Source organism: Corynebacterium aquatimens, assembly GCF_030408395.1.
Classification (GTDB): Bacteria; Actinomycetota; Actinomycetes; order Mycobacteriales; family Mycobacteriaceae; genus Corynebacterium; species Corynebacterium aquatimens.
On sequence record NZ_CP046980.1, the window covers coordinates 2418596 to 2442750 of the forward strand.

General features: G+C 59.4%; 21 protein-coding genes and 3 rRNA genes. 9 read left to right on the forward strand and 15 right to left on the reverse strand.

The features are described from left to right. Nucleotides 1-99: 99 nt before the first annotated feature. Nucleotides 100-702 (forward strand): superoxide dismutase, encoded by a 603-nt coding sequence (locus CAQUA_RS10635; RefSeq protein ID WP_196825142.1) that lies wholly within the window; start codon nucleotides 100-102, stop codon nucleotides 700-702. Nucleotides 703-825: 123 nt separating this feature from the next. Then, nucleotides 826-1974 carry an MFS transporter gene (locus CAQUA_RS10640; RefSeq protein ID WP_196825699.1) on the forward strand — a complete coding sequence of 383 codons (1149 nt, stop codon included), beginning with the start codon at nucleotides 826-828 and terminating at the stop codon, nucleotides 1972-1974. Nucleotides 1975-2147: 173 nt separating this feature from the next. Here the strand turns inward: CAQUA_RS10640 and CAQUA_RS10645 are convergent, their stop codons facing one another. Further along, the gene (locus CAQUA_RS10645) at nucleotides 2148-3707 is read right to left on the reverse strand and encodes a TM0106 family RecB-like putative nuclease (RefSeq protein WP_196825141.1); all 1560 of its coding nucleotides are present in this window, start codon (nucleotides 3705-3707) and stop codon (nucleotides 2148-2150) included. Nucleotides 3708-3814: 107 nt separating this feature from the next. Between CAQUA_RS10645 and CAQUA_RS10650 the strand changes: the two genes are divergently transcribed. Then, complete coding sequence (locus CAQUA_RS10650; protein WP_196825140.1) at nucleotides 3815-4453, forward strand: DUF6474 family protein; 639 nt, start codon at nucleotides 3815-3817, stop codon at nucleotides 4451-4453. A gap of 43 nt (nucleotides 4454-4496) precedes the next feature. On the opposite strand, the gene CAQUA_RS10655 is transcribed toward CAQUA_RS10650, so the two are convergent. Further along, nucleotides 4497-5135 carry a response regulator transcription factor gene (locus CAQUA_RS10655; RefSeq protein ID WP_196825139.1) on the reverse strand — a complete coding sequence of 213 codons (639 nt, stop codon included), beginning with the start codon at nucleotides 5133-5135 and terminating at the stop codon, nucleotides 4497-4499. Beyond that, nucleotides 5132-6436, reverse strand: coding sequence for a sensor histidine kinase (locus CAQUA_RS10660; RefSeq protein WP_196825138.1), 1305 nt, complete (start codon nucleotides 6434-6436; stop codon nucleotides 5132-5134). The genes CAQUA_RS10655 and CAQUA_RS10660 overlap by 4 nt, the downstream gene beginning before the upstream one ends. On the opposite strand from CAQUA_RS10660, the gene CAQUA_RS10665 reads away from it, so the two are divergent. Beyond that, entirely contained in the window at nucleotides 6435-6992 is a 558-nt protein-coding gene (locus CAQUA_RS10665) for a DUF2020 domain-containing protein (protein ID WP_196825137.1), read from the forward strand. The two genes, CAQUA_RS10660 and CAQUA_RS10665, sit on opposite strands and share 2 nt — an antisense overlap. Before the next feature lie 42 nt (nucleotides 6993-7034). Continuing rightward, nucleotides 7035-8114, forward strand: a complete 1080-nt coding sequence (locus tag CAQUA_RS10670; protein ID WP_196825136.1) for an SGNH/GDSL hydrolase family protein — start codon at nucleotides 7035-7037, stop codon at nucleotides 8112-8114. A 14-nt stretch (nucleotides 8115-8128) separates the two neighbouring features. Here CAQUA_RS10670 and CAQUA_RS10675 read toward each other — a convergent pair whose 3' ends face one another. Both CAQUA_RS10675 and CAQUA_RS10680 read right to left on the reverse strand, forming a co-directional pair. Beyond that, nucleotides 8129-8281: a hypothetical protein gene (locus tag CAQUA_RS10675; protein WP_196825135.1), complete on the reverse strand. Its 153-nt coding sequence runs from the start codon at nucleotides 8279-8281 to the stop codon at nucleotides 8129-8131. Nucleotides 8282-8309: 28 nt separating this feature from the next. Beyond that, complete coding sequence (locus CAQUA_RS10680; RefSeq protein ID WP_196825134.1) at nucleotides 8310-9089, reverse strand: class E sortase; 780 nt, start codon at nucleotides 9087-9089, stop codon at nucleotides 8310-8312. Between the two features lie 53 nt (nucleotides 9090-9142). Between CAQUA_RS10680 and yidC the strand changes: the two genes are divergently transcribed. After that, a complete protein-coding gene (gene yidC, locus CAQUA_RS10685) occupies nucleotides 9143-10333 on the forward strand; it encodes a membrane protein insertase YidC (protein WP_231375944.1) in 1191 nt (396 codons plus the stop codon). 17 nt (nucleotides 10334-10350) lie between these two features. Here the strand turns inward: yidC and CAQUA_RS10690 are convergent, their stop codons facing one another. From CAQUA_RS10690 to CAQUA_RS10705, 4 genes are all read right to left on the reverse strand, one after another. Continuing rightward, a complete protein-coding gene (locus CAQUA_RS10690) occupies nucleotides 10351-10968 on the reverse strand; it encodes a TetR/AcrR family transcriptional regulator (RefSeq protein WP_290178394.1) in 618 nt (205 codons plus the stop codon). Nucleotides 10969-11019: 51 nt separating this feature from the next. Beyond that, nucleotides 11020-11280 (reverse strand): GlsB/YeaQ/YmgE family stress response membrane protein, encoded by a 261-nt coding sequence (locus CAQUA_RS10695; protein ID WP_196825132.1) that lies wholly within the window; start codon nucleotides 11278-11280, stop codon nucleotides 11020-11022. A 46-nt stretch (nucleotides 11281-11326) separates the two neighbouring features. Next, the gene (locus tag CAQUA_RS10700) at nucleotides 11327-12250 is read right to left on the reverse strand and encodes a universal stress protein (RefSeq protein ID WP_196825131.1); all 924 of its coding nucleotides are present in this window, start codon (nucleotides 12248-12250) and stop codon (nucleotides 11327-11329) included. 102 nt (nucleotides 12251-12352) lie between these two features. After that, on the reverse strand, nucleotides 12353-12499 hold the full coding sequence (locus CAQUA_RS10705; protein ID WP_196825130.1) for a hypothetical protein: 147 nt from the start codon (nucleotides 12497-12499) through the stop codon (nucleotides 12353-12355). Between the two features lie 23 nt (nucleotides 12500-12522). Between CAQUA_RS10705 and CAQUA_RS10710 the strand changes: the two genes are divergently transcribed. Together CAQUA_RS10710 and CAQUA_RS10715 are read left to right on the forward strand one after the other, a co-directional pair. After that, nucleotides 12523-13497 carry a pseudouridine synthase gene (locus CAQUA_RS10710; protein WP_196825129.1) on the forward strand — a complete coding sequence of 325 codons (975 nt, stop codon included), beginning with the start codon at nucleotides 12523-12525 and terminating at the stop codon, nucleotides 13495-13497. A gap of 7 nt (nucleotides 13498-13504) precedes the next feature. Then, nucleotides 13505-14143, forward strand: coding sequence for a cadmium resistance transporter (locus CAQUA_RS10715; protein WP_196825128.1), 639 nt, complete (start codon nucleotides 13505-13507; stop codon nucleotides 14141-14143). A 93-nt stretch (nucleotides 14144-14236) separates the two neighbouring features. Here the strand turns inward: CAQUA_RS10715 and rrf are convergent. The 6 genes from rrf to CAQUA_RS10745 form a co-directional block, all read right to left on the reverse strand. Then, nucleotides 14237-14353, reverse strand: a 5S ribosomal RNA gene (rrf, locus tag CAQUA_RS10720). Nucleotides 14354-14506: 153 nt separating this feature from the next. Next, nucleotides 14507-17579 (reverse strand): 23S ribosomal RNA (locus tag CAQUA_RS10725). A gap of 428 nt (nucleotides 17580-18007) precedes the next feature. Continuing rightward, nucleotides 18008-19525, reverse strand: a 16S ribosomal RNA gene (locus CAQUA_RS10730). The 16S, 23S and 5S rRNA genes sit together here, the layout of an rRNA operon. A 752-nt stretch (nucleotides 19526-20277) precedes the next feature. Next, nucleotides 20278-21312, reverse strand: coding sequence for a hypothetical protein (locus tag CAQUA_RS10735; protein ID WP_196825127.1), 1035 nt, complete (start codon nucleotides 21310-21312; stop codon nucleotides 20278-20280). Between the two features lie 77 nt (nucleotides 21313-21389). Next, entirely contained in the window at nucleotides 21390-22250 is an 861-nt protein-coding gene (locus CAQUA_RS10740; protein WP_196825126.1) for an ATP-binding cassette domain-containing protein, read from the reverse strand. Beyond that, complete coding sequence (locus CAQUA_RS10745) at nucleotides 22247-22621, reverse strand: GntR family transcriptional regulator (RefSeq protein ID WP_196825125.1); 375 nt, start codon at nucleotides 22619-22621, stop codon at nucleotides 22247-22249. The genes CAQUA_RS10740 and CAQUA_RS10745 overlap by 4 nt, the downstream gene beginning before the upstream one ends. 130 nt (nucleotides 22622-22751) lie before the next feature. Here CAQUA_RS10745 and CAQUA_RS10750 point away from each other — a divergent pair, with 130 nt between their 5' ends. Then, nucleotides 22752-24125, forward strand: a complete 1374-nt coding sequence (locus tag CAQUA_RS10750) for an NYN domain-containing protein (protein ID WP_196825124.1) — start codon at nucleotides 22752-22754, stop codon at nucleotides 24123-24125. Nucleotides 24126-24155: the final 30 nt, after the last annotated feature.

The following is a 24155-nucleotide window of genomic DNA, read 5'->3' on the forward strand; positions in this document are numbered from 1 at the left end:
TCCCGCATGTCCCTACTATGGGGACGCAACGGGCACGCGAGCCCGCCGCGCCACGGACGCGGAATGAGAAAAAATCGCACTAAAGAAAGGTTTATGACAATGGCTGTTTACGAACTTCCTGAGCTCCCCTACGCATACGACGCACTGGAGCCGCACATTTCCGCTGAGATCATGGAGCTGCACCACTCCAAGCACCACGCAACCTACGTTGCTGGCGCAAACGCTGCCCTCGAGGCCATCGAGGCTGAGCGTAACGGTGAGGCTAACCCGGACAAGCTGCGCGCGCTGTCCAAGAACCTCGCGTTCAACCTGGGTGGCCACACCAACCACTCCATTTTCTGGCAGAACATGAGCCCGAACGGTGGCGGCGAGCCGACCGGTGAGCTGGCTGCTGCTATCGAGCGTGACTTCGGCTCCTTCGAGGGCTTCAAGAAGCAGTTCGCTGGCGTTGCTACTTCCATCCAGGGTTCCGGCTGGGCTGTGCTTGGCTACGACCACATCGCTGGCCGCCTGATCATCCAACAGATGACTGACCAGCAGGGCAACATCTCCGTGGACTTCACCCCGGTTCTCATGCTGGACATGTGGGAGCACGCTTTCTACCTGCAGTACAAGAACGTGAAGCCGGACTACGTTGCGGCATGGTGGAACGTTGTCAACTGGGACGACGTCGCGCAGTGCCTGGCAAAGGCCGCTGCCTAAGCACCTGCTTATCGACGGCCGGTTTGCCGGCCGTCCCACCGTCGATCGCTGGATAGCGATCGACGCGTACAATCAAAGTGCGTGGAGAAAGGCAGCCCGGAGTATCGTCGCGCGATAGTCGCGATGTTTGCAGCCGGGCTGTCTATTTTTAATTCCCTGTACTTCGTGCAGGCGATGCTGCCGACGTTCGTGGATGAGCTCGGAATGAGTGAAGCCGAGGCGGCCCTGGCGGTGTCGGCAACGACGGGGATGTTGGCGTTGTTCATCGTGCCGGCCTCGATCCTGTCGGAGCGTTTTGGCCGCGGCAGGGTGTTGGTTATTTCGGCGCCGCTCGCCGCGGCGGTGGGCTTAGCGCTGCCACTGGCCACGAATGGTGCGCAGCTCATTGCGTTGCGCGCAGTGCAGGGCGTTGCCATCGCGGGAACGCCGGCGGTGGCCATGACCTGGATTTCGGAGGAAATGTCCCCGTCGGCCGCACCAGGGGCGATGGGGCTGTATGTGTCTGGGTCGTCGATAGGCGGCCTGCTCGGTCGCCTCATTCCAGCCTTCGCGGTGGACTTTGTGGGGTGGCGCTGGGCGGTGCTGTTGGCGTCGTTAAGCGCGCTGGCCTGCTCTGTCGCAATGGCGTTCCTGCTGCCTGCGCAGCGGAACTTCACGCCGAAGCCGCTGCGGGTGGGACGCGAATTTTCTGCGATGGCCAATCACCTGCGTAATCCGCGCCTGCTGGGGCTGTACGCGGTGGGATTTTTGGGCATGGGGACGTTCGTGAGCGTGTACAACATGTTCGGGTTCCGCGCGGTGGATTTCTTCGGTCTACCCGCGGCGCTTTCTGCGCTGATCTATCTGACGTACTTGTCGGGAACGTGGTCGTCGGCACGCGCGGGGCGCTATATTCGCACGTTCGGTCGGGGCCGGGTGGTGCTGGGTACCGCCGTGATCATGCTGGTGGGCTCGGTGCTGTTGGTGTCTAGCTCATTGTGGGCGACGGTGATTGGTCTGCTGGGCTTCACCGCGGCATTCTTTGCGCTGCACTCTGGCGCCTCTGGCTGGGTGGGGCAGGTAGCCAGCCGCGACCGGGCGGAGGCGTCGAGTTTGTACCTGCTGTTCTACTACGTGGGGTCCTCTGTTGTTGGTGCAGCAACGGGGTGGTTGTTCATGCACGTCGGGTGGGGCGGATTTACCGCGGCGATCGTGGGCCTGCTGGTCGTGCTCGTCGGGGTGACGGTGGCGCTTGCGCTGGCGGAGCGTGCAGAAGGAAGAGAGCGGAAATAGGAAAGGGATCGCCGTGACCCAGAAACACGACGATCCCTTCAACGCTGACTGGGGCTGGAGGAACCCAGATGCAACGTTCCCTGATTTTCGTAAACGAGGACGGGGCTTTTCCCGAACTCGAGACCTAGTATAGGTTAGCTTTGCCTAAGCAGTCAAGGCCGATTTCAAACTTTTTATTGATAGCTTTGATCGCTTTGATCGCTGGGCAGCTCAGGGAGAACGTGCCCGAGCACCGGGATGCCCGGCGCGCCCGCGCGGAGAAAGGCCCGCACGGCCGAGGTGGCGCGGCAGTCGTCCTCGTTGTAGCGCAGGAGCATGTCCCGGGCCGCAAGCGCGTCCGGCCCGTTGCCGCGTGCGGTGAGGCGGAGGGCAACGGAACGCTCCCCATCAACGTCATCGTCTGACCAGGTAAAACCAGCCGTTGGTCCGACGATTTTGAGTCCCAGCCCTTCCGTACCCACCAGCATGCGGTTGACCCAGGGGAACACATCGACCCATTCATCGGAGGCGATGAAGGAGGAGACTTCGCCGGCGTCGATCGCAGAAAAGCGGCGCGCAGACGTGGTCATCCAGTGGTTCTCACCGCCCGCGGCGTAGCAGTATGCACGGAAGGTTTTACCCTCACGCAAAGCCGCCTCACGACGCCCCATGAGCCAGGTCCAGAACTCAACGAAGTTGGCCTCTTCGGACGCACCACCGACGTCATCCCAGGTGGCGAAGCCGTGGTACGAGGTTCCATCGAACGCACCCCACAGGTACGCGCCCTGGTCCAAGTACGCTTCCATGTCCACGTCAATCTCTACATCGGCGCGCGGGAAATCCCGCGCCATGCTGCGGGCCTGCTGGCGAGCAAGCACCGGGATCCCGGCGCGCCACGCGGCGGCGACCTCACTGGGTTCACCGAGGCGCTGATCGATCACTGCCTCCACGGTGTTGAGCCCGCGGTCGCGTAAGGCCCGCGCCCGTTCACCCGGGTACACCAGGGAAATGTCATCCATTGCGCGTAGTTCGGGCTCGCACAGCGCCCAGAAACGGCAGCTGGCGCACTGCTTCAACCGACGCGGTTGCGTCGGCGTGTGCTGGGCCAGCGCAGTGCGCAACGCAAGAACGTAGCGGTCAACATCGCCGATGTAGGCGCGCTCCCGGTCTTGACCGATCACGGCAGCCTCGCCGCTCGCGAGACCGCGTTCACGCAGAAGCAGCTCCGCCATGGCCACCCGGTACCCGTCCAGGGTGCGGTGGCGAAGTTTCGCACCAACTTCCAGCGGTGCACCCAACCCAAGCCGTGCGGTAGGGATGTAGCGCATAGTCGCCCGGGGGTGAGCCCGCGCGACGCGGTGATTCGACACCATCACCGGCAGGTACGTCCCATCAACGCGGCGGACAAGAATGTCAATCTCCGCGACCACCGCCACGCCGTCAATCTCGCCGGTGAGCACCGCGTTAGTAATCAGGTTCGCACGTCGCTTCATCGCTGCGGCGGTCTGAATTTCCAGTTCGCCCTGTTCCAGCGCCGGATCAAGGTCGACGCGGGTGAAACGCTTGGACCTGCCGTCGCCAAGCGCTCTGCGCACGGGCAGCGCGTCAAAAACTGCGGCGCGAGCTGCATTGATGCGGGGTTGCCGCGCGATCGCATCCGGCAGCGGCGGAACATCCGGGTGAGCGAGCCGCTGGCGCAGACGGTACCGGCAGCCAACGAGGTCCCCCGCGCGCACGAACTGCGTGCGCGCCATATCATCCCTCACAGCCGACACCACAGGCCAAATCTTAGTGGCCTATTCCAGGTAGGGTTGAACGGGTAAAACGACGTAAACCAAACCACACGTTTAAAGGAGCCCCCATGGGACTGTTCGAGGCCATCCGCAAGGCCCGCGCGAAGACGAAGGCTGAGATCAAGGCCGCAGAAGCTCACGCCCGTCAGGCCGCCAAGGAAGAGGCGAAGAACGACAAGCGCACCGCGAAACTGCTGGACAAGGCAGAAAAGCGCCTGCTCAAGGAAGAAAAGCAGGGCCTGAAGCGTAAGCGCAAGCACGAGGCCGACCTTGCTAAGAAGGAGCTTCAGAAGATCCGGGAAGGCGGCCTGACCAAGAAGAAGGCGAAGCAGTGGGTCGGCGCCGCACGTATCCTTCTGCCGGTCCTGATCCCGCTTGCGTACCGCGCGATCACGCAGTACCAAGACCGCCAGATTTCTCAGCGCGCGCAAGCAGCTGGCTTATCGACGAATGAGATGGCGCGTTTCTCCACCGAAGGCGCTGAGTTGAAGGGCCGCATTCGGGCAGTACGCGACTCCCTGGATGATTCCAACGGCAAACTCAATGACTCATTCCGCACCGACGTGGAGGTCCGCCTCGACGAGCTGGAGACCGCCGTGAACAACGTGGAGCAGATGAACAACGAGCAACGACGCCTCGCTCATGAGTCCATCGACCGTGACATCAACCGCTTGACGGCTGAGATTCACCAGAAGCTGACGAAGTAAGTTTCCTGTCGGCTAACCCCTCTGTGTTGTAGCGGCGAGGCCGCTACAACACACCTTGCTCACGTGCCGAGGCCACCGCCGAGGTGCGGGAGCGTACACCCAGTTTGTCGTAAATGTGGACGAGGTGGGATTTCACTGTCGCCTCAGACAGCATGAGTTTCTGACCGATTTCGCGGTTGGAGGATCCCTCTGCCACGAGTTGGAGGACTTCCAGTTCACGCGGGGTGAGAGAAGATCGCGGGGTGCGGTCGCGGGTTTCAAGGCGCTCGCGCACGACGGAGGACATGGCTTGGTCGCCGCGGGCGGTCGAGCGCACTGCAGCAAGAAGCTCCTGCGGCGGGGCGTCTTTGAGAAGGTAGCCCACGGCGCCAGCCTCGATCGCTCCGAGGATGTCCGCGTCCGTGTCATAGTTGGTCACCATCAGGACCTTCGGCGGGTTATCCATGGTGCGGCGGATTTCCGCCGTAGCTTCCGCGCCGGTGGTCACACGCGTGCCCTGGGCTCCGGCGCCGAACCGCAGGTCCATGAGGATCACGTCAATGCCGCCGGCCTGCGCAGTTGAAATAGCGCCCTCGGCGGTGGCTACCTCACCGACCACGATGATATCCTCCGCTTCTTCCAAGATGGCGCGCAGGCCAAGGCGGACTATTTCGTGGTCATCAGCAAGCAAGACGCGAATCATGGGACCTCCTCAATCTTTTGATTGAGATTACCTGATTCCGCTCCCGTCGGTCGATTCGGGTGCGTGCTCGGCGTGGATGCCAGCGGTACAGACACTGACACCGCGGTGGGACCGCCCGGAGAGGATTCCACCACGAGGTCCCCGCCGAGTTCCTGAGCGCGTGTCTTCATCGCATCAAGACCGATGTGGCCCAGCCCTGAGGGCCGCGCCGGCGTCGCCTCAACATCAAAGCCCTTGCCGTTATCCACCACGTCCAAGCGCACCTCATCTGGCTCATACGTCAGTGTCACGCGGCAGCGGGTTGCTTCTGCGTGCTTAACCACGTTGCCCATGGCGCCTTGAGCGATGCGCAACAGACCCGCTTCCGACCGCATGGGCATCTGCACGGCGGTGCCCGCCACATCAACCTCGATCTCAACATCCCCGGTCTGAGAGCAGGACTGCGCAATCCGCTCGAGTGCCTCGACCAGCGTGTTTTCGCTTAAGGGTGCAGGGGTGAGCGCAGCGATCATCGCTCGGGTCTCCGCCAGGTTGTCCGATGCGCTGCGCCGCGCGACCTCGATCCGCCGCAGCGGGCTCGCCAGCTGCTCGTCGCTCAAGCCCGTGGCCAGCAAGTCACGCTCCGCTGCGTGCAGCAGCATTTGAATACTGGAGAGCCCCTGCGCAACAGTGTCATGGATTTCGTGGGCGAGGCGTTGCCGCTCTTGCACAACACCTGCGGCGCGCTCAGTTTCGGCCAGTTTGTCGCGCGTGGACACCAGCTCGTCAATAAGCTGGGCCCTCTCCGAACTCACCCGCGCGATGACCTGGAATGCGTACGCGATGAGCACCACCACCAGCGCCGACACCGCAGGCCCCATCACACCACCGAACGAAAGCCCATCCGGAACCTGCACCGCCACGGCTATCAGCAACATCACGCCCACGCACAAAATCCCCACCCAGCCCGCAAACGCGCGCATGCAGACGAAGAAGAGGGTGAACACCCAATAGATGGCTACGGGGGATTCCATCATGGCGACTACCCACACGCCGGTCAGCGCGAGTATCCACACGATCACCAGCGGCGTTGACCACGCACGCATCGCGTACACGCCCACCAAATACAGTCCGCCGAAAGCAACAATGGTGGTGAGCAAGATTGCCCCATGGAACCACCCTTGCCCCATCACCCCGCCGAGAGACACGACGAGCAGCGTGAGAGTCAGCGCCGTCACGCCGGTGTCCAGCGCGCGGCTGTCCGGCACCGGGGCACTCGGCGCCAGGGATTCACGTGGCCTTCTGGTACGAATGGATGACATGAGAAGAAGCCTACTCACCGCCCCGACACTGGCCTGTACGGCTGTGATTTTGTGCGGTTGTACAGGCACTTCGCTTGAACCTAGCGGGTCGTCCACTGCACTGGAATCACCCGCTGCACAACCAGTCGACGCGGTCCCGATCGCGGAGGTTGCCCACCCGGGGGCCAAAACGGATGCGGACACCTGTCCGTACCTCAGCAACGACTTCGTGGAAAAGACGAACGGCCAGAAAGTCACCGGGGTGCACGTTGATCAGCGCTTTATCACCCCAGGGTGCGTGTTCTGGTCGTTCGGGGACGAGTGGCAAGTGCGGGTGACCGTGCGGCACGTGGGAAGTGCTGATGAGGCACGCCGATTCGTCGATAAGCAAGCGCCCGTTGACTCCACGGATCCTGCGGAACTCCCCGGCGGGTGGCAAGGCGGGCGCGGCGGCAAGTTACCCACAGTATTCGCGGTGAGCAAGGGCACCGTTGCCGTGGCTGTTTCCACCGACCAGGCGCAGTCCGTCAAGGCGGAGTTGATCGCCCAGGCAGTAATTAAAAACCTGAAGCTGTAGTTTCCCGCTGTGGTGTCGGGCGCGTGATTACGATGTACAACCATGAACCAAAAATTATCTGCCCGCATGGTTGCGGGAGCTCTCCTTGTCGCCACATCGCTTGGTTTGGCGTCCTGCGAATCCGCGAAAGACGTCGCCTCTCCCCCAGAACGGGTCACGGTGGAATCCACTAGAACGGTGACGGTGACGGCGGACAACCGCGACGTCCCGGAAAAATTTAGCCACTACGTTGCCCTCGGTGATTCTTATGCCTCCATGGGTACTAAGTCCGGGGATTCGTACGGGCCAGAGTTCTGCGCCCGCAGCAAGGACAATTACCCCAACCAGTTGGCGGACCTGTATCCCGGCATCAACAAAAACCGCGGTTTTACGGACGCGACCTGCCAAGGCGCGACCACCAATGACGTGATCAACGTCCGCAACGTCGGTGACCGCGGTGGGGACGTGGATATTGATGCTTTGGCCGACCCGCAGGCAGCAAGCCTGGAGCCGAAGACGTCTGATGGAAAAGACGAAGATAAGGGACGGTCCGAATCTGAAGATTTAAACGACGCGGATCCGAAGACCATCGCGGCGGAGATTGAGGCGCTGCAGCCGGATACAGACCTGATCACGCTGTCGATCGGCGGTAATGACGTCAATTTCGGGCCCTGGAGCCGCTGCGTTGCGGGTGCACTTGAGGGCAAGGGCGGTGATGACTGTGACGAAGGCCTGATGGACGACACCGCGAATGCAGTCATGGAACTTCCGCAGCGCCTGGACAAGGTGTACGAAGAGATCCGCAAGCGTGCACCCAACGCAACGATCATTACCACCGGCTACATGCCACTGGCGTCTTTAACGGACCAGTGCCCGCTGACGGACAAACTGCCCGGCGGAACACTGAACTGGGCTGCTGGTCTGACGGTGACGATGAACGCGATGGCCCGTGACGCGGCGGCGCGCCACGGTGCGCTCTTCGTGGTTCCAGACAACGCAGAACTCCACTCCCTGTGCGCGCCCACGGAGGAACGCTGGACCGACCCCACCGGTGAAAAGACTGACTCTTACCCCGCCCACCCCACCCGCGCCGGGCAAAAGGCAATGGCGGAAGCGATCGTGGAGGTTTTGAACGCGCTGTAGCCGATGCCTGACGGCTAGACCGTCACGTCGGTGTACGGCATCAGCGTGGACACCCACGGGAAGACAACCTCCATTAGAAGGAGAAACACCGCTACCGCCAGCGCGATCAAAAGCAGGATCTTTACAGGCTTCGGCCCTGGTAACAGGCGCCATAGAGCTGCGTACATTGTCGGACCTTTCTAGCTGTTTTCTTCTCTAGCTGTTTTCTTCCATTGCATCCGGTGGGCCGGACTGCTTATCGGTTGCGTCCACGAGCATGGCGTGAATGATCATGCGCTCGGCGTTAGAGAACTGCGGGTGGCAAGTCGTCAGCGTTAGAACGGCTTCCAGCCCGGCGCGGTCCTTCTCGCCTTTCTCGCCGGAGCGCTGTGGCTGGTCTGATTCGGGCTTGGGGTAGAGCACGGTGGAATCCCACGGCGTTGTGATGTGGCGCCCCAGCACGTTGCGGTAGTCGCCGCTGGTCACGCGTTCGCGCAGGTCCTCAGGGAGGCATGACGCCGCCTTGGTGCGCCCAGCGCCTCCCTCCATGGGGAGGACTCGGTAGGTGAGCCACTCGGTTTTGGTTTCCACGACGATGGCGTCGCAGGAGCGTAGCTGCCCCAGATCGTTGAACGGGGCGCCTTTACCCACCCGGTGGCCGGCGACAGCGAAGTTACCCCGCTCCCCTGGCATCTGCGTGGTTTGATACCGGCCAGGTCCGGCGACAAGCACGTCTTCCGTCGTTCCCTCCAGGATCGCAAACTGGTAGTCAGCGCCGAAGGTGGGGATGTACAGCTTGGCAAAGGCGTCGCCAAGCGCCGGCGCGCGCTTTTCGCGCGGGTTTTCCCACTCTTTGGCGAGCTGCGATTGGGCATCATTCTGCAACAGGCCGGACTTGATGTTGGTCCAGTACGCCTCATAAAAGGCAAAGAGCAGGAAGATGACACCGACGGTGATGAAGACTTCGCCGAGCACCTGTTGTGGCGTGGTGCGCATGGTAAACACCCTAACCGCCGTGCACCCGGCGGGCCACTATCATTAGCCCCGTGATGTCGCTGTTCGTCTTTCCGGTTTCTGCGGTGATGAAGTTCTGGCACCGCCTGCTCTCTGACGTGCTTGGGGCGGCGCCGGACACCGCGTGGGTGGCTGCAATTATTCTTCTGGTGATCACCATCCGCAGCATGATCGCACCGTTTAGCTGGACAATCATGAAGTCCGGCCGTACCGCACTGCTGATGCGACCAGAGCTCAAGGAGCTCGAAGAGCAATATCGCTTATCGACGACCCATGAAGACGTCGCTGCCTACGACGAAGCGCGCAAGGACGTGCAGAAGAAATACGGGTACAACCCGATCGCCGGGTGCGTGCCGCCGCTGATTCAGATCCCCGCGTTTTTGGGTTTGTACCGGCTGCTGTTGTGGATGTCCGTGCCGGAAAACGGGCACACCGGCGGGAGCATCGGGCTGCTGACCAGCGATGATGTTTCGTCCTTCTTGGACACCCGGTTCATGGGTGAACCGCTGCCCGCGTACATGGCAATGACTCCTGAGCAGTTTGCCAACCTGGGCACCACCGCGGAACAGGTCGGAGCGGTGGCGGTACCGCTGTTGATCTGCGCGATCATCTTCACCACCTTCAACATGGTTTTGGGCCAGATCCGCACGCGCGCAACCATGGATTGGGAGCAGGGGTTTGCCCGCGGTGTCTACCGCGTCGTCTGGGGTTTCGCTATCGCGGTGCCGTTCATGCTGATCGGTGTGGCTCTCACAGGGCGCATCCCCATCGCTTTGTTGCTCTACTGGTTCTGCAACAACCTGTGGACCTTGGGGCAGACCATCATCATGTGGATCGCAGTGGTGAAGAAGTACCCACTGGATGACACGCACCTAACGCATCTGGACACCTCCCGCACCACCTACTTGAAACAGGCACGCGAGCGCAAAGCCACCAAACGGGACTGGCGCCGCCGCCGTCTCGCGGCAGTGACCACCCCGCAGAAGGCAGGCCACATCCGGCGCGAAATCAAGGCCGAGAAGCAATCTTTGAAAGACACCGCCGCTGCCGCCAAAGCTGAACGCAAAGCAGCCGCCAAACAGCAGTCCAAGGTCCGTTCCGAACTACGCAAGCAGACGTTGGAAAAACAGCGGGCGGAACGAGCCGCACGACGCGAAGAAAAAGCACGCGAACACACGGAGCAGTCCGCACCGAAGGTCGTCGATAAGCATGAGCCCGAAGAATAGGGGCTCTCATCGAGAGACTAAATCGAGTAATCGATCGGCGGTGCGCTAAGCATCTGCCGGGCAAGGTCGCGCGCGGTGTCCAGCGGAGCCACGTCGCGAGCGATGCGTGCGCCGGTCATTCCGCCGTCGAGGAAAATGAGTAGCTGGCTCGCTTGGTTTGCGGACGGGTAACCATTCTTGCGGTTGAGCATCTCCGTCATGGTGTCGTGCATCCAGCGGCGGTGCTCATGACACGCGGCGACGATGGCCCGCTCTGAATCGTTCTCTGGGCGGGGGTACTCTGTCGCAGCGTTGATGAAGGGGGAGCCGCGGAAGTCTTTCTTCGGCTGCTCCTCAATAGCAATGTCGTAGAACGCCAGAATCTTCGAATCCGTGTCCACCATTGTTTCGGTGCGGCGGCGCCAGAGATCGCGGTACTCCTGGTCTAAGTTCTCCAAATACGCGATGACCAGGTTATCCTTTGAGCCCAGCAGCGAGTACAGCGAGGCCTTTGCTACATCCGCCTCCTTCAGGATCCGGTCAATGCCGATGACCCTGATGCCTTCCTCAGTGAAAAGCTTTGTCGCAGCATCCAGAAGTCGCTGACGTGGACTGGGCCGGTTGCGGCGCTTCGTAGGCTTTTTTGGACTGGGCACGTCTCTAAATATAGACAAACCGGTACGTTCACACAACGATACCGGTTCTTTTTATCCCCTGACCTTGTTCACAATCCACAGCAGGATGCAGGCGCCCAGGACGCACGTGAGGAAGCTGAAGAACCACTGCGCACTTTCAACGTCAAAGAACAGGCCCAAAACCGCACCGCCGATCAGGCCACCGATGATGCCAACCACAATGTTGGCCCAGATCCCCATTTCCGCGTCGCGCTTCATCAGGATCGACGCGACCCAGCCGGCAATACCGCCGATGACGATCCAACCGAGGAATCCTAAACCTAAAACGGGCATGTTCTCTTCTTTCTGTGGGTGCTGATCAAAGGACGAATGGGGATGGCTACTTCCGCCGTGGACGCGTCTCCGGGCGGACCACCATCATCGGGCACGGCGCGGCCTGTAGAAGGGCACGCGACGTGGAGCCAAGGAGCATTCCCTTGAATCCGCCGCGTCCGTGGGAACCGGTGATAAGCAGCTGCGCATCCTTCGAGTGATCGACCAACGCGCGCACCGGGCGGTCCCGTGTGACAATCTGCTTGACCTGCACCGATGGGTAGCGGTCCTGGTAAGGCTCAAGAGTCTGGGAAAGGAGCGACCTGCGCTCTTCCTCTACCTGGTCCCACTGCGTGCCACTGAACACTGCGCCCGCCATGGGCTCGTGGACCTGGTTGTCCAGCCAGGTGTGCACGGCAACCAGCTCCGCCCCACGGGCTTCCGCCTCCTGGAACGCAACCTCGGTTGCCTTCGCGGACACTTCAGAGCCATCGACACCGACGACCACCGGACCGTACTTCGTGTCTTGCGTCACCGCGTTGTCTTCCCGCACCACAACAACGGGGCAGGATGCGTGGGATACCACGGCGGCGGATACCGAGCCCAAGACCATGCCGGACAGACCACCAAGGCCGCGGGAACCCATGACGATCATGGTCGCGGACTGGGACATCTCCAGCAGCATGTCAATCGGAGAAGCCTCAGCCACCGAGTGGCCAATCTCTACGTCAGGAGCGATCTCATGGGCAATCGCGCGCGCTGCCTCAATTTTCTGCAGGCACTCCCGCTGCAGATCCTCATACAGCTCCTGCGGGGGCACCATGCCCTCGGCATAGAGGAACTGCGGCATGGTGTAGCTTGTTGCCAGCCGCAGGGGGACCCCGCGCTTCATCGCGGTGTTCGCGGCCCACCGGACCGCGTTATTAGAGGGTTCGCCGCCATCAACGGCGACGACCACCATGTTTTCAAAATCCCGGTTTTCGCTGCTCATGAGTGTGCCTTTCTGTTCGCTACTTCAATTGTAACGAGCGGCACGACACCACGAACGGGAACAGCCCTAACGGCTTTCTAACGGCCCGTGACCGCCAACTGCTTAGCGCGGAATTTCTACGCGTTCAGCCGGGCCGGCGTTAGGCGGGAAGAGGATGTTGTAGATGAAAGTCAGGAAATCGGCGATGGCCTTACCGATACCTTCGCCGAAGAAGGCTGTGAGCTGGTTCAAAATCGCATCAAGATTCATGGGCAATACACTATTACATTGCTATGCCCCGTAGAAATTATCCGCCACTTCCGCCGCGCGACGGCCTGGGAGCAACGCGCGCCCGCGTCCCTGAGGACCCCCTCGATGGCCTGGACTCGCGTGTTCCAACCGCCTTCGATTTCGTCCGCCACCTGGTATTTACCCAACGCCACCGCCACCCGGACGATGATGACAACGCGGTGCTCGCGCGGTTTTTCGCCGGCGAGGTCGTGCTCATCGACTGCACGCCGCTTACGCCGGACACGCCCGTGGCGCCAGGCACAGACGTGTTCTTTTACCGCAGGCCCGCCCCTGAAACACCAGTCCCTTATGAGATCGAAGAGGTCTACGAGGACGCGGACATTATGGTGGTGCGCAAGCCCCCGTTCCTCGCGACCATGCCGCGCGCGGCCCACATCACCGAGTCAGCTACTGTGCGCCTTCGCCGGGCCACGGGCAACGAGGAACTCACACCAGCTCATCGCCTCGACCGCATGACATCGGGCCTGCTCCTCTTTACCAAACACAGGAATATTCGGGGGGCCTACCAGGAACTTTTCGCTCGGAGGGAGGTTCACAAGGAATATGAGGCCGTCGCTAAGCATGCGGGCCTTAGTCCTCCGCTTGAGTGGAAGCACCACATTGTGAAGCGACCTGGTGAAATTGCCGCGCACATCGCGCATGACCGCGAGCCCAACGCGCACACCATCGTGCGTTCCATCACCCGCATTCCCCGCCCCCCGCAGGGCGAAGCTAACGCCGATTACGCGATTTACCTGCTCGAACCCATCACCGGGAAGACCCACCAGTTGCGAATTCAAATGAACGCCGCGGGCGTGCCCATCCTCGGCGACCCCGTCTACCCCATCACCGCGCCCTTCGGCGACGAGGATTTCGCGTACCCCATGTACCTCGCCTCCGTCGCCCTGTCCTTCATCGACCCCCTCACGCAACGTCCGCGCGAATTCACAATCGACGGCTTCCCCGAACTTCACTAGGGGCACAATGCTTATCGACGACAGCCCCCTCCTCCCCTCCATCGCCGCCGCGGTAGGGCTCTTCATCGCGACGAACATCGACGACATCATCATCCTGTCACTATTCTTCGCACGGGGCCGGGGCCGCACCGGCGCAATACGCACCATCGCTGCCGGTCAGTACATAGGCTTCATCGGCATTCTGATTCTCTCCGTCGCCACCGCGATCGGCTCCGCGGCAGTACTCCCTCCATGGGCAATCCCACTCTTCGGATTAGTGCCGCTGGGAATCGGGCTGTGGGAGGCGTGGGAGGCCTGGGAGTCCGGAGACCGTGGGGAAGACAGTAGTGACACAGGTAGCGATAGCGACGAGAGCGGACAGCTACGAAACAAAACCCTGAACATCGCCACTGTTGCCGGCGTAACCTTCGCCAACGGCGGCGACAACATCGGTGTGTACGTTCCGGTTTTCGTTCAGGTACCGCCAACCACCGTTGCCGTCTACTGCATCGTCTTCCTGATCCTCATCGCGCCACTGGTGTGGGCCGCGCACTACATCACCAGCCGCGAACCGATAGCCGAGCTACTGGAAAGATTTGAAACCATCCTTTTCCCCGCAATGATGATCCTCCTCGGAATCGCAATCCTGGCCGGCGGCTATCTCTAACCTCTTTGGGGATAGTGAAGCGCCCGTCGTGGTGGGTGCTGGGTGGCATCCTTGTCGACGGGCGCTGTGTTTATTTTGTTGTTGTTGTTTGTTGGTCGGCGGTGACTTACTCTCCCACACCCTCCCGGGTGCAGTACCATCAGCGCTGGTGGGCTTAGCTTCCGGGTTCGGAATGGGACCGGGCGTGTCCCCACTGCTATTACCACCGACACGTTATTTGGGGCTTTACCTATCACCCAACGATATGGGTGTGGGTTTGTGTTTGTGGTGTGTCAGTGACCGGGTAGTGGACGCGTTGCATACAGACGATTTGCGTGTTGTTTTTGTTTGGTGTGCCCCTGATGTGTTTGTGTTGGGGGTTTTGTTTGTGTTTTTTGGTGTATTAGTACCAGTCGCCTTCACACATTGCGGTGTGTCCAGCTCTGGCCTATCAACCCAGTAGTCTTCTGGGCACCTTAATGAAACCTCATCTTGAAACAGGCTTCCCGCTTAGATGCTTTCAGCGGTTATCCCTTCCGTACGTAGCCAACCAGCTGTGCTCCTGGCGGAACAACTGGCACACTAGAGGTACGTCCGTCCCGGTCCTCTCGTACTAGGGACAGCTTTTCTCAAGTTTCAACGCGCGCGGCGGATAGAGACCGAACTGTCTCACGACGTTCTGAACCCAGCTCGCGTGCCGCTTTAATGGGCGAACAGCCCAACCCTTGGGACCTACTCCAGCCCCAGGATGCGACGAGCCGACATCGAGGTGCCAAACCATCCCGTCGATATGGACTCTTGGGGAAGATCAGCCTGTTATCCCCGGGGTACCTTTTATCCGTTGAGCGACACCACATCCACAAGTAGGTGCCGGATCACTAGTCCCGACTTTCGTCCCTGCTCGACTTGTAGGTCTCGCAGTCAAGCTCCCTTGTGCACTTACACTCTAAACACCTGATTGCCAACCAGGCTGAGGGAACCTTTGGGCGCCTCCGTTACATTTTGGGAGGCAACCGCCCCAGTTAAACTACCCACCAGGCACTGTCCCCAACCCAGATCATGGGCCAAGGTTAAGACATCCACTACGGTCAGAGTGGTATTTCACATTGTGACTCCACACCCACTGGCGTGAGCGTTTCATAGTCTCCCACCTATGCTACACAAACCGCAGTAAACACCAATACCAAGCTATAGTGAAGGTCCCCGGGGTCTTTTCGTCCTGCCGCGCGAAACGAGCATCTTTACTCGTAGTGCAATTTCACCGGGCCTGTGGTTGAGACAGCAGGGGAGTCGTTACGCCATTCGTGCAGGTCGGAACTTACCCGACAAGGAATTTCGCTACCTTAGGATGGTTATAGTTACCACCGCCGTTTACTGGGGCTTAAATTCTCCGCTTCGGTAAAACTACCTAACAGGTCCTCTTAACCTTCCAGCACCGGGCAGGCGTCAGTCCGTATACATCAACTTCAACGTCTTCGCACGGACCTGTGTTTTTGATAAACAGTCGCTCCCCTCTGTTTTCTGCGGCCACATCCAGCTCACCAACGCATGTTCAGATCACCAGATATGGCCCCCCTTCTCCCGAAGTTACGGGGGTAATTTGCCGAGTTCCTTAACCACAGTTCACCCGACCGCTTGAGTATTCTCTACCTGACTACCTGTGTCGGTTTCGGGTACGGGCCGTACCACCCCATCGCTAGAGGCTTTTCTCGACAGTACAGGATCACACCCTTTAAAGGCCCTTTCGCCTTCCGCATCACGCCTCACATATATACACGGCGGGATTTACCTCACCGATATGCCACACGCTTGCACCCCAATCCACTAAGGGGCGGTGCTACCAACCTGTGTCACCCCATCACTGACCTACTACCAGTTCAGGCCCCACGCATCACACCCACCTGGTACTCAAAGAGCACCATGGCAGATGGTCAGGGTGGTTAGTATCACTGATTCAATCCTTGCGGTGTGGTACGGGTACGGGAATATCAACCCGTTGACCATCGACTACGCCTGTCGGCCTCGCCTTAGGACCCGACTCACCCTGGGAAGACGAACTTGACCCAGGAACCCTTAGTCATCCAGCGGATACGATTCTCACGTATCATTCGTTACTCATGCCTGCATTCTCACTCGTATGCAGTCCACAGCCCCTTACGATACTGCTTCACCCCACACACGACGCTCCCCTACCCAAGTCATACGACTTGCCGCGGCTTCGGCGGTGTACTTCAGCCCCACTGAATTGTCGGCGCGCAACCACTCGACCAGTGAGCTATTACGCACTCTTTCAAGGGTGGCTGCTTCTAAGCCAACCTCCTGGCTGTCATCGCGATTACACATCCTTTTCCACTTAGTACACCCTTAGGGGCCTTAACCGGCGATCTGGGCTGTTTCCCTTTCGACTATGAAGCTTATCCCCCACAGTCTCACTGCCGCACACACATAACCGGCATTCGGAGTTTGGCTGACATTGCTAAGATGATAGTCCCGCTCAACCAACCAGTAGCTCTACCTCCGGCATGCTCCATGCGACGCTGTACCTAAATACATTTCGGGGAGAACCAGCTATCACGGAGTTTGATTGGCCTTTCACCCCTACCCACAACTCATCCCCGCAGTTTTCAACCTACGTGGGTTCGCGCCTCCACAACCTCTTACAGCTGCTTCACACTGGCCATGGGTAGATCACCCCGCTTCGGGTCTAGAACACGCCACTAACACGCCTCATGGACTCGGTTTCCCTACGGCTACCCCACACGGGTTAACCTCGCGACATGCCGCTAACTCGCAGGCTCATTCTTCAAAAGGCACGCCATCACACACAAAGAGGTGCTCTGACGGATTGTAGACACACAGTTTCAGGAACTCTTTCACTCCCCTCCCGGGGTACTTTTCACCATTCCCTCACGGTACTCATCCGCTATCGGTCACACTGAGTATTTAGGCTTACCGGGTGGTCCCGGCAGATTCACAGCAGATTCCACGAGCCCGCTGCTACTCGGGGATACAACCAGCACACGCAGCATGGCCATCACGTACAGGACTGATCACCTTTTCCAGTTCGTCATCCCAAACGATTCCGCTTAACCACACCACGCACACCCACTTATGGCAGTAAGTGACAATCACACCCCACAACCCCGCACACGCAACCCCTGCCAGGTATCACACGCACACGGTTTAGCCTCATCCGCTATCGCTCGCCACTACACACGGAATCACAATTGTTTTCTTCTCCTGTAGGTACTGAGATGTTTCACTTCCCTACGTCACCCCCACACAAGCTATGAATTCACTTGCAGGTAACACCACACAACCGGTGCTAGGTTTCCCCATTCGGACACCCTCGGATCAACGCTTACACGGCAACTCCCCAAGGATTAACGCAGCCAGACACGTCCTTCATCGGCTCAGCATGCCAAGGCATCCACCATGCGCCCTTAACAAAACACATGAACAAGACAACCCACAACACACAATCAGATACACACTCAAACACACACAAAACAAAGTATGCTCGCGTCCACTATCCAGTTCTCACACACCACACACACCACACAACCCCACAACAACCAGTCACAGGCTCATATGATGTGCCACGAAACAACCACCACACAAGGTGGTGTGCTGCCCCAGACACCCAACAGCATGCCAACCATTCCGCCTGAACAAAAGCCTGCATAACAACCACACACACTTAACGTGCGTGTACAACCGTAGCCACCATTACCGGCTACGAGCATGAACGTGCATCCACCTGGATTTCATAAAAACTTGGGTTGGCAGCACCACACTCGGGTACTCAACCACCCACACACCACACACCAGCCTGCAACCAACAGGCATCAAGAGGTGATGCACACAAAAAATAAAGCTCCTTAGAAAGGAGGTGATCCAGCCGCACCTTCCGGTACGGCTACCTTGTTACGACTTCGTCCCAATCGCCGATCCCACCTTCGACAGCTCCCTAACACGTTTGGGCCACTGGCTTCGGGTGTTACCAACTTTCATGACGTGACGGGCGGTGTGTACAAGGCCCGGGAACGTATTCACCGCAGCGTTGCTGATCTGCGATTACTAGCGACTCCGACTTCATGGGGTCGAGTTGCAGACCCCAATCCGAACTACGACCGGCTTTCAGCGATTCGCACCCCCTCACAGGGAAGCTGCGCGTTGTACCGACCATTGTAGCATGTGTGAAGCCCTGGACATAAGGGGCATGATGATTTGACGTCATCCCCACCTTCCTCCGAGTTAACCCCGGCAGTCTCTCATGAGTCCCCACCATCACGTGCTGGCAACATAAGACAAGGGTTGCGCTCGTTGCGGGACTTAACCCAACATCTCACGACACGAGCTGACGACAACCATGCACCACCTGTACACCAGCCACAAGGGAAAGACTATCTCTAGCCCGATCCGGTGTATGTCAAGCCCAGGTAAGGTTCTTCGCGTTGCATCGAATTAATCCACATGCTCCGCCGCTTGTGCGGGCCCCCGTCAATTCCTTTGAGTTTTAGCCTTGCGGCCGTACTCCCCAGGCGGGGCGCTTAATGCGTTAGCTACGGCACGAACCCCGTGGAAGGGACTCACACCTAGCGCCCACCGTTTACGGCATGGACTACCAGGGTATCTAATCCTGTTCGCTACCCATGCTTTCGCTCCTCAGCGTCAGTTACTGCCCAGAGACCTGCCTTCGCCATCGGTGTTCCTCCTGATATCTGCGCATTTCACCGCTACACCAGGAATTCCAGTCTCCCCTACAGCACTCAAGTTATGCCCGTATCGCCTGCAACCCCACAGTTAAGCTGCGGTATTCCACAAACGACGCGACAAACCACCTACGAGCTCTTTACGCCCAGTAATTCCGGACAACGCTCGCACCCTACGTATTACCGCGGCTGCTGGCACGTAGTTAGCCGGTGCTTCTTATCCAAGTACCGTCAATTCCTCTTCGTCCTTGGCGAAAGGAGTTTACAACCCGAAGGCCGTCATCCCCCACGCGGCGTCGCTGCATCAGGCTTGCGCCCATTGTGCAATATTCCCCACTGCTGCCTCCCGTAGGAGTCTGGGCCGTATCTCAGTCCCAATGTGGCCGTACACCCTCTCAGGCCGGCTACCCGTCGACGCCTTGGTAGGCCATTACCCCACCAACAAGCTGATAGGCCGCGAGCTCATCCCACACCGAAAAACTTTCCACCACCGACACTAAACGATGGTCCTATCCGGTATTAGACCCAGTTTCCCAGGCTTATCCCAAAGTGCAGGGCAGATCACCCACGTGTTACTCACCCGTTCGCCACTCGAGTACCCAAGCAAGCTTGAGCCTTTCCGTTCGACTTGCATGTGTTAAGCACGCCGCCAGCGTTCATCCTGAGCCAGGATCAAACTCTCCACAAAAAAGTTTCAACAAACAAAGTGAAACAGGCCGTGAAAAGCCCAAAACCCAACCAAAACAAACCACCCACACAACCAACAACCAAAAACACTCAGCCGCCGGAAGCATGAACTGGCTATAAAAAATCCAAAAATTACCAAACACCACAACCACACACACAAACACACACGCATCCGCATGCACAGTCACAGCATCAAAACGTTGCATCCCGCATCCGACGAGGAAAAACCAGAACACAACAAAATCCAATCAGCCCATGCAACCAACCAGAACACCACGACGCCATCAAAGGTTCACGCCGCAGCAACCAGCACACACCACACACAAAAAAGCATGCAGCCAATCACACAAACCAATCCAAACAAAACAATTGGCACACTATCGAGTTCTCACACAACACACGCACACCCCGTCAGACACACAATATGCCCTCCGCAAGCGGCTTGGATGACCCTACACACTCACACGAAGCGAAGTCAAACTCGCCTCACAATGAAGTCTTAAGTAGAAGTCTTGCCAACACTCGTTTTCCTACCGCCACACTTTTAAGAACCGAACTCCCGATCAATTCTCGGGCCAGTCGGCGAGGCGTTGTCGGTCGCGCTGACTTGAACTAAGTTACACACGGGCTTTCACGAAAGCAAATCCGTCGAAGTTCACTGCCTAGATTGAGCTTTGACCTGCATGTTTAGAGTGCATGGACACTGCAGCCTTTTTGCGCAAAACGTGCAAGGGAAGCCGTTTTTGATGGCGTTTACGCCCCATTTTCGGTAGTTCGCGGCGCCACATTTACGTGGCCCGTCATGGTTAGCGTTATCGCGGTTACGCCAACCAGAACCGTGACTGCAAGGATTAGAAGTACAGGAGCGCCCGCTGTGACCAGGTTGTCCCGCGATGTCTCCAGTGGGAGTTCGAAGAGGTCGGTCATCCAGAAGTAGCTGAAGAACGCTGCGGGGAATGCGAAAGCGTCGAATTGCCGTCCCGAACACACCGCGGTGAAGGTCACAACCACACTTACTGCGGTGACCGCTACAAAGGGGAGGTAGCCGTACCCCGGTCCGCCGATACGCACGACGGCGTGCACCAACGCGTGAACCGCGTACGCACTTGTGCCGACGCACAGGCCGGCGATTACGGCAGCGGGGATGACCTGCGCGAACCAACGTTTCATCGGGATCCCCAGCGCGCGGGCCATGAGCGGGGTGACGCCACCCCACTCAGCGGGACGGGCGGCCCATAGAAGGTAGACGAGCACCGGGAAGGGCACGAGGACGCGGAGCAGCCCTAGTTCACCGCGTGAGGAGGTGAGGAGTTCAGCGAACACGGCAAGTAATCCAAATGTGACGCCGGCGATCAGTGCCCAGACAAGCAACGGCCGCCAAACAAACTGCGCAAAGAACCCGCCGCGCCCAGGGAACATTTCGATAAGTGAGCGACGCGAGCGATCCGTCGCGCCGGCATCGGATCCGTCCCCCACGGGGTCCGCGAGGGAGGAGTAGACCAGCGCAGACACCATAGCGGCCAGTGCGGCTGGCGCGCCTGTGCGTAATGGGCACATCATCAGACATGCCGCGGCGACCAGCATTCCTACCGGCAGACACAGCGCAAGCACGTTTCTTCGGGTCCGTGCGGCGTCCATCCCGTAGGACCGAAAGACCCCCGGCTCAGGCAACACCATGAAACACATGTAGAAGGACACCAAAGCGCCAGATCCCACCGCCATGAGAACGCTGCCGGGATCAACGAAGAGCATTCCGCCGAAAAAGAGGCCGACCAGGATGAATGACACGAAGCGCCATTTACTTCCCGCGGTGAACTGGTGCCAAAGGAAAGCGCCATCGATATGACTACGGGACTCGCGCATCACTAGTTCACCTCCAAGGCAGCATCGATGAGCTCGTCGAAATCGACCGGCTTAACGCGCACGCCAGTTATGTGCTCGGCCGTTTCAGCAGGCAAAATAGCACGGTCGCCTGCCGGGCTTCGCTGATAAGCGAGCGCTCCATATGGCTTGTCGAAGGATCCCGTGGCGACAACGTACACATCCGCGTCTTCCGGAGTCAGGTGCGCGGCGACTTTCCCATCCCTGCCGAGGATCAACGCTGAATCCAGTAGCTTCGCTGCATCCGCGATGTGATGCGTAGCCACGATGACCGTCCGGCCAGAATCCGTCAGATCGAGCAGGTGCCGGTACAGCACATCGGTGTTGTGGGTATCCAAGCCCACGTAGGGCTCGTCGCAAAGCAAAAGCTCAGCTCCCGATGCAAGGCCCACGATGTTGCCCACCATGGCGCGCTGACCCCGGGACATCTTCCCGTAGGCAGTATTCAATGCCTCATCAAGTGCGAAATCTTCGGTCAGCTGATCAGCAGCCGTTTGGTCCCACGCGGGGTAGCGCAATGCTGCGGCCGCAAGGATGTCGCGCCCACGCCACGTCGATGGGTAGCCCACATCAACGCCAGTTAACGCCAGCCGGTCCATGACCACGGCGTTATCAAAAGGCTTGTGTTCAAAGACACGCACATCGCCTGACGACGGCTTGACCTGGCCGGCGATAATCGACAACAACGTGGATTTGCCCACGCCATTGCGACCAAGCAGGCCGTGAATGCCTGGTGCGAGATCGAAATTCAGCCCGGTTAGAACGTTTTTCTTCTCGTAGCTTTTTGTCAGATCGCGCACAGAAATTACTGAAGGGCTAACTGCAGAGCTAACTGGGGTGTTCATGTGTACATTCCTCTACTTTCTGCAACGCGGTTGATTAGGTCCTGCAATGTGGGAAGGTCGTACCCAAGCCGCAGCGCTTCATCGATAAGCGGGGCGATGTACGTTCCCGCGAATTCCGCGCGGCGCTCACTCAGGATTGCCTCACGCGCGCCGGCGGTGACGAACATGCCGATTCCGCGGCGCTTCTCCAGCACGCCGGCATCCACCAAAATCGTGAGCCCCTTGCGCGCAGTCGCCGGGTTGATCTCATGGAATGCGGCGAGCTCATTTGTCGACGGCGCCCGCGAGCCTGGCTCAAGCGAGCCATCCACGATCAGGTCTTGGATATAGCGCGCGATCTGGAGAAACAGCGGTTCAGTATCGTTTCCCACGCGGCCTCCTCTTAGCCGGTTAATTACTTCACTAACTAACTATAGAACGTGGCGTTGGAAGTCGCAATGGTGCACACTGGTATCACCGAAATAAAACGAATTTAGAACAAAAAGAAACGATTTAGGAGCCATGCTTGAACGCACATTGGTGTTCGTGGACACGTCTTACCTGCTCGCGAGCTTTTACAACTCGTGGGAAACAGGAGCCCGATCACAACTAGAAATTGACCTCCCGGAGGTAGTGTCCAACCTCGGGTCAATGGTCACCCATCAACTTCATCAGCCCATCCACCGCCAGTTTTGGTATGACGGAATCCCGGATTCCGGCCCGCACCGCTACCAGCGCGCGCTGCGAACCTGCGATGGCGTGCAACTGCGCATGGGCCAGCTCATCGAATGGGGTGAGCGCCGAACACAGAAAGGCGTGGATACGCGCCTTGTCGCGGACCTCGTTGTCAACGCGATGCGCGGCCAGTACAGCGACTTCGTCCTGGTCTCGGGCGACGCGGATATGATCCCTGGCGTCGAGGAAGCCACCTCAGCTGGTATTCGAGTGCACCTTTACGGCTTCGGCTGGGATTCCATGTCCTCGGCGTTGCGGCATGCGTGCGACACCACGACGATTTTGGATCCACGCGAAGATTTCGCCGAGGCCATGCAACTCCAGGTCCTCGAGGGCCCACTGCCGCCCACCATCAGGGAGCGCCCGCTCAATGACGCCGCGCCGCTCGACTGCGATGAAGGAATGGCCGGGGTTCCCCGCCCCGACGGTTCCCTCCCGCTCACCTCTCCCCTCACGGATACCACGAAGGACGGCCCGCTTATCGACGATGGTGGGGCAGCTGCGCCGGACGCAGAAGGCGGACGCGTCCGGGCTGAGGATCTGGCAGCACCGTCCAACGGGCCTCAGGACCCGATCGTTGCTGGCGGCGCCGGCGCTGCGGACGATGCGGATCAGGTAGCTGATGAAGAAGAAGCAGGTCTCGAGGAATCCGCCGAGCCCACCGAGCAGGAGATTGCCGTCCACGAATCGACCGCCGCACCTGGGGCTGTCGAAGCTGATGAGGAGGATCCGGACGGGGAGAAACCGCCGACACCGGTGAGCTCACGTCCACCTTCACCAGCGGCGATGGCGAGCCTGGGGCCAAAGGGTGCCCCCAAGCCGTCCATGATGGCGCCGCGGCGCAAGATCCGCTCCCGCTACGTGCCGCTCCCCGAGGAAGTGTGGACTTCAGCCGGGTTCCAAACGCCATTTGACGTGGGTCAGCAGTACGCAACCTGGTGGTATGAAAACGCTGCGTCGTCCGAGCAACGCGATAAAGCGCACATGCTCTCCGGTGGCGGCCTTCCCCCAGAGATCGACCGTCCGCTCCTTCAGTTCGCGTGCGAGACACTGCACGAGTACACGCTGAGCGAGAACCAGCGCGTGAATCTCCGCGACGGGTTCCACTCCGGTATTCGTGGGGTACTCATCAATATCCGCCGAACATTCCCGGACGAGTAAAGGCTAAGTGAGCACACGTTAAGGGCGCCC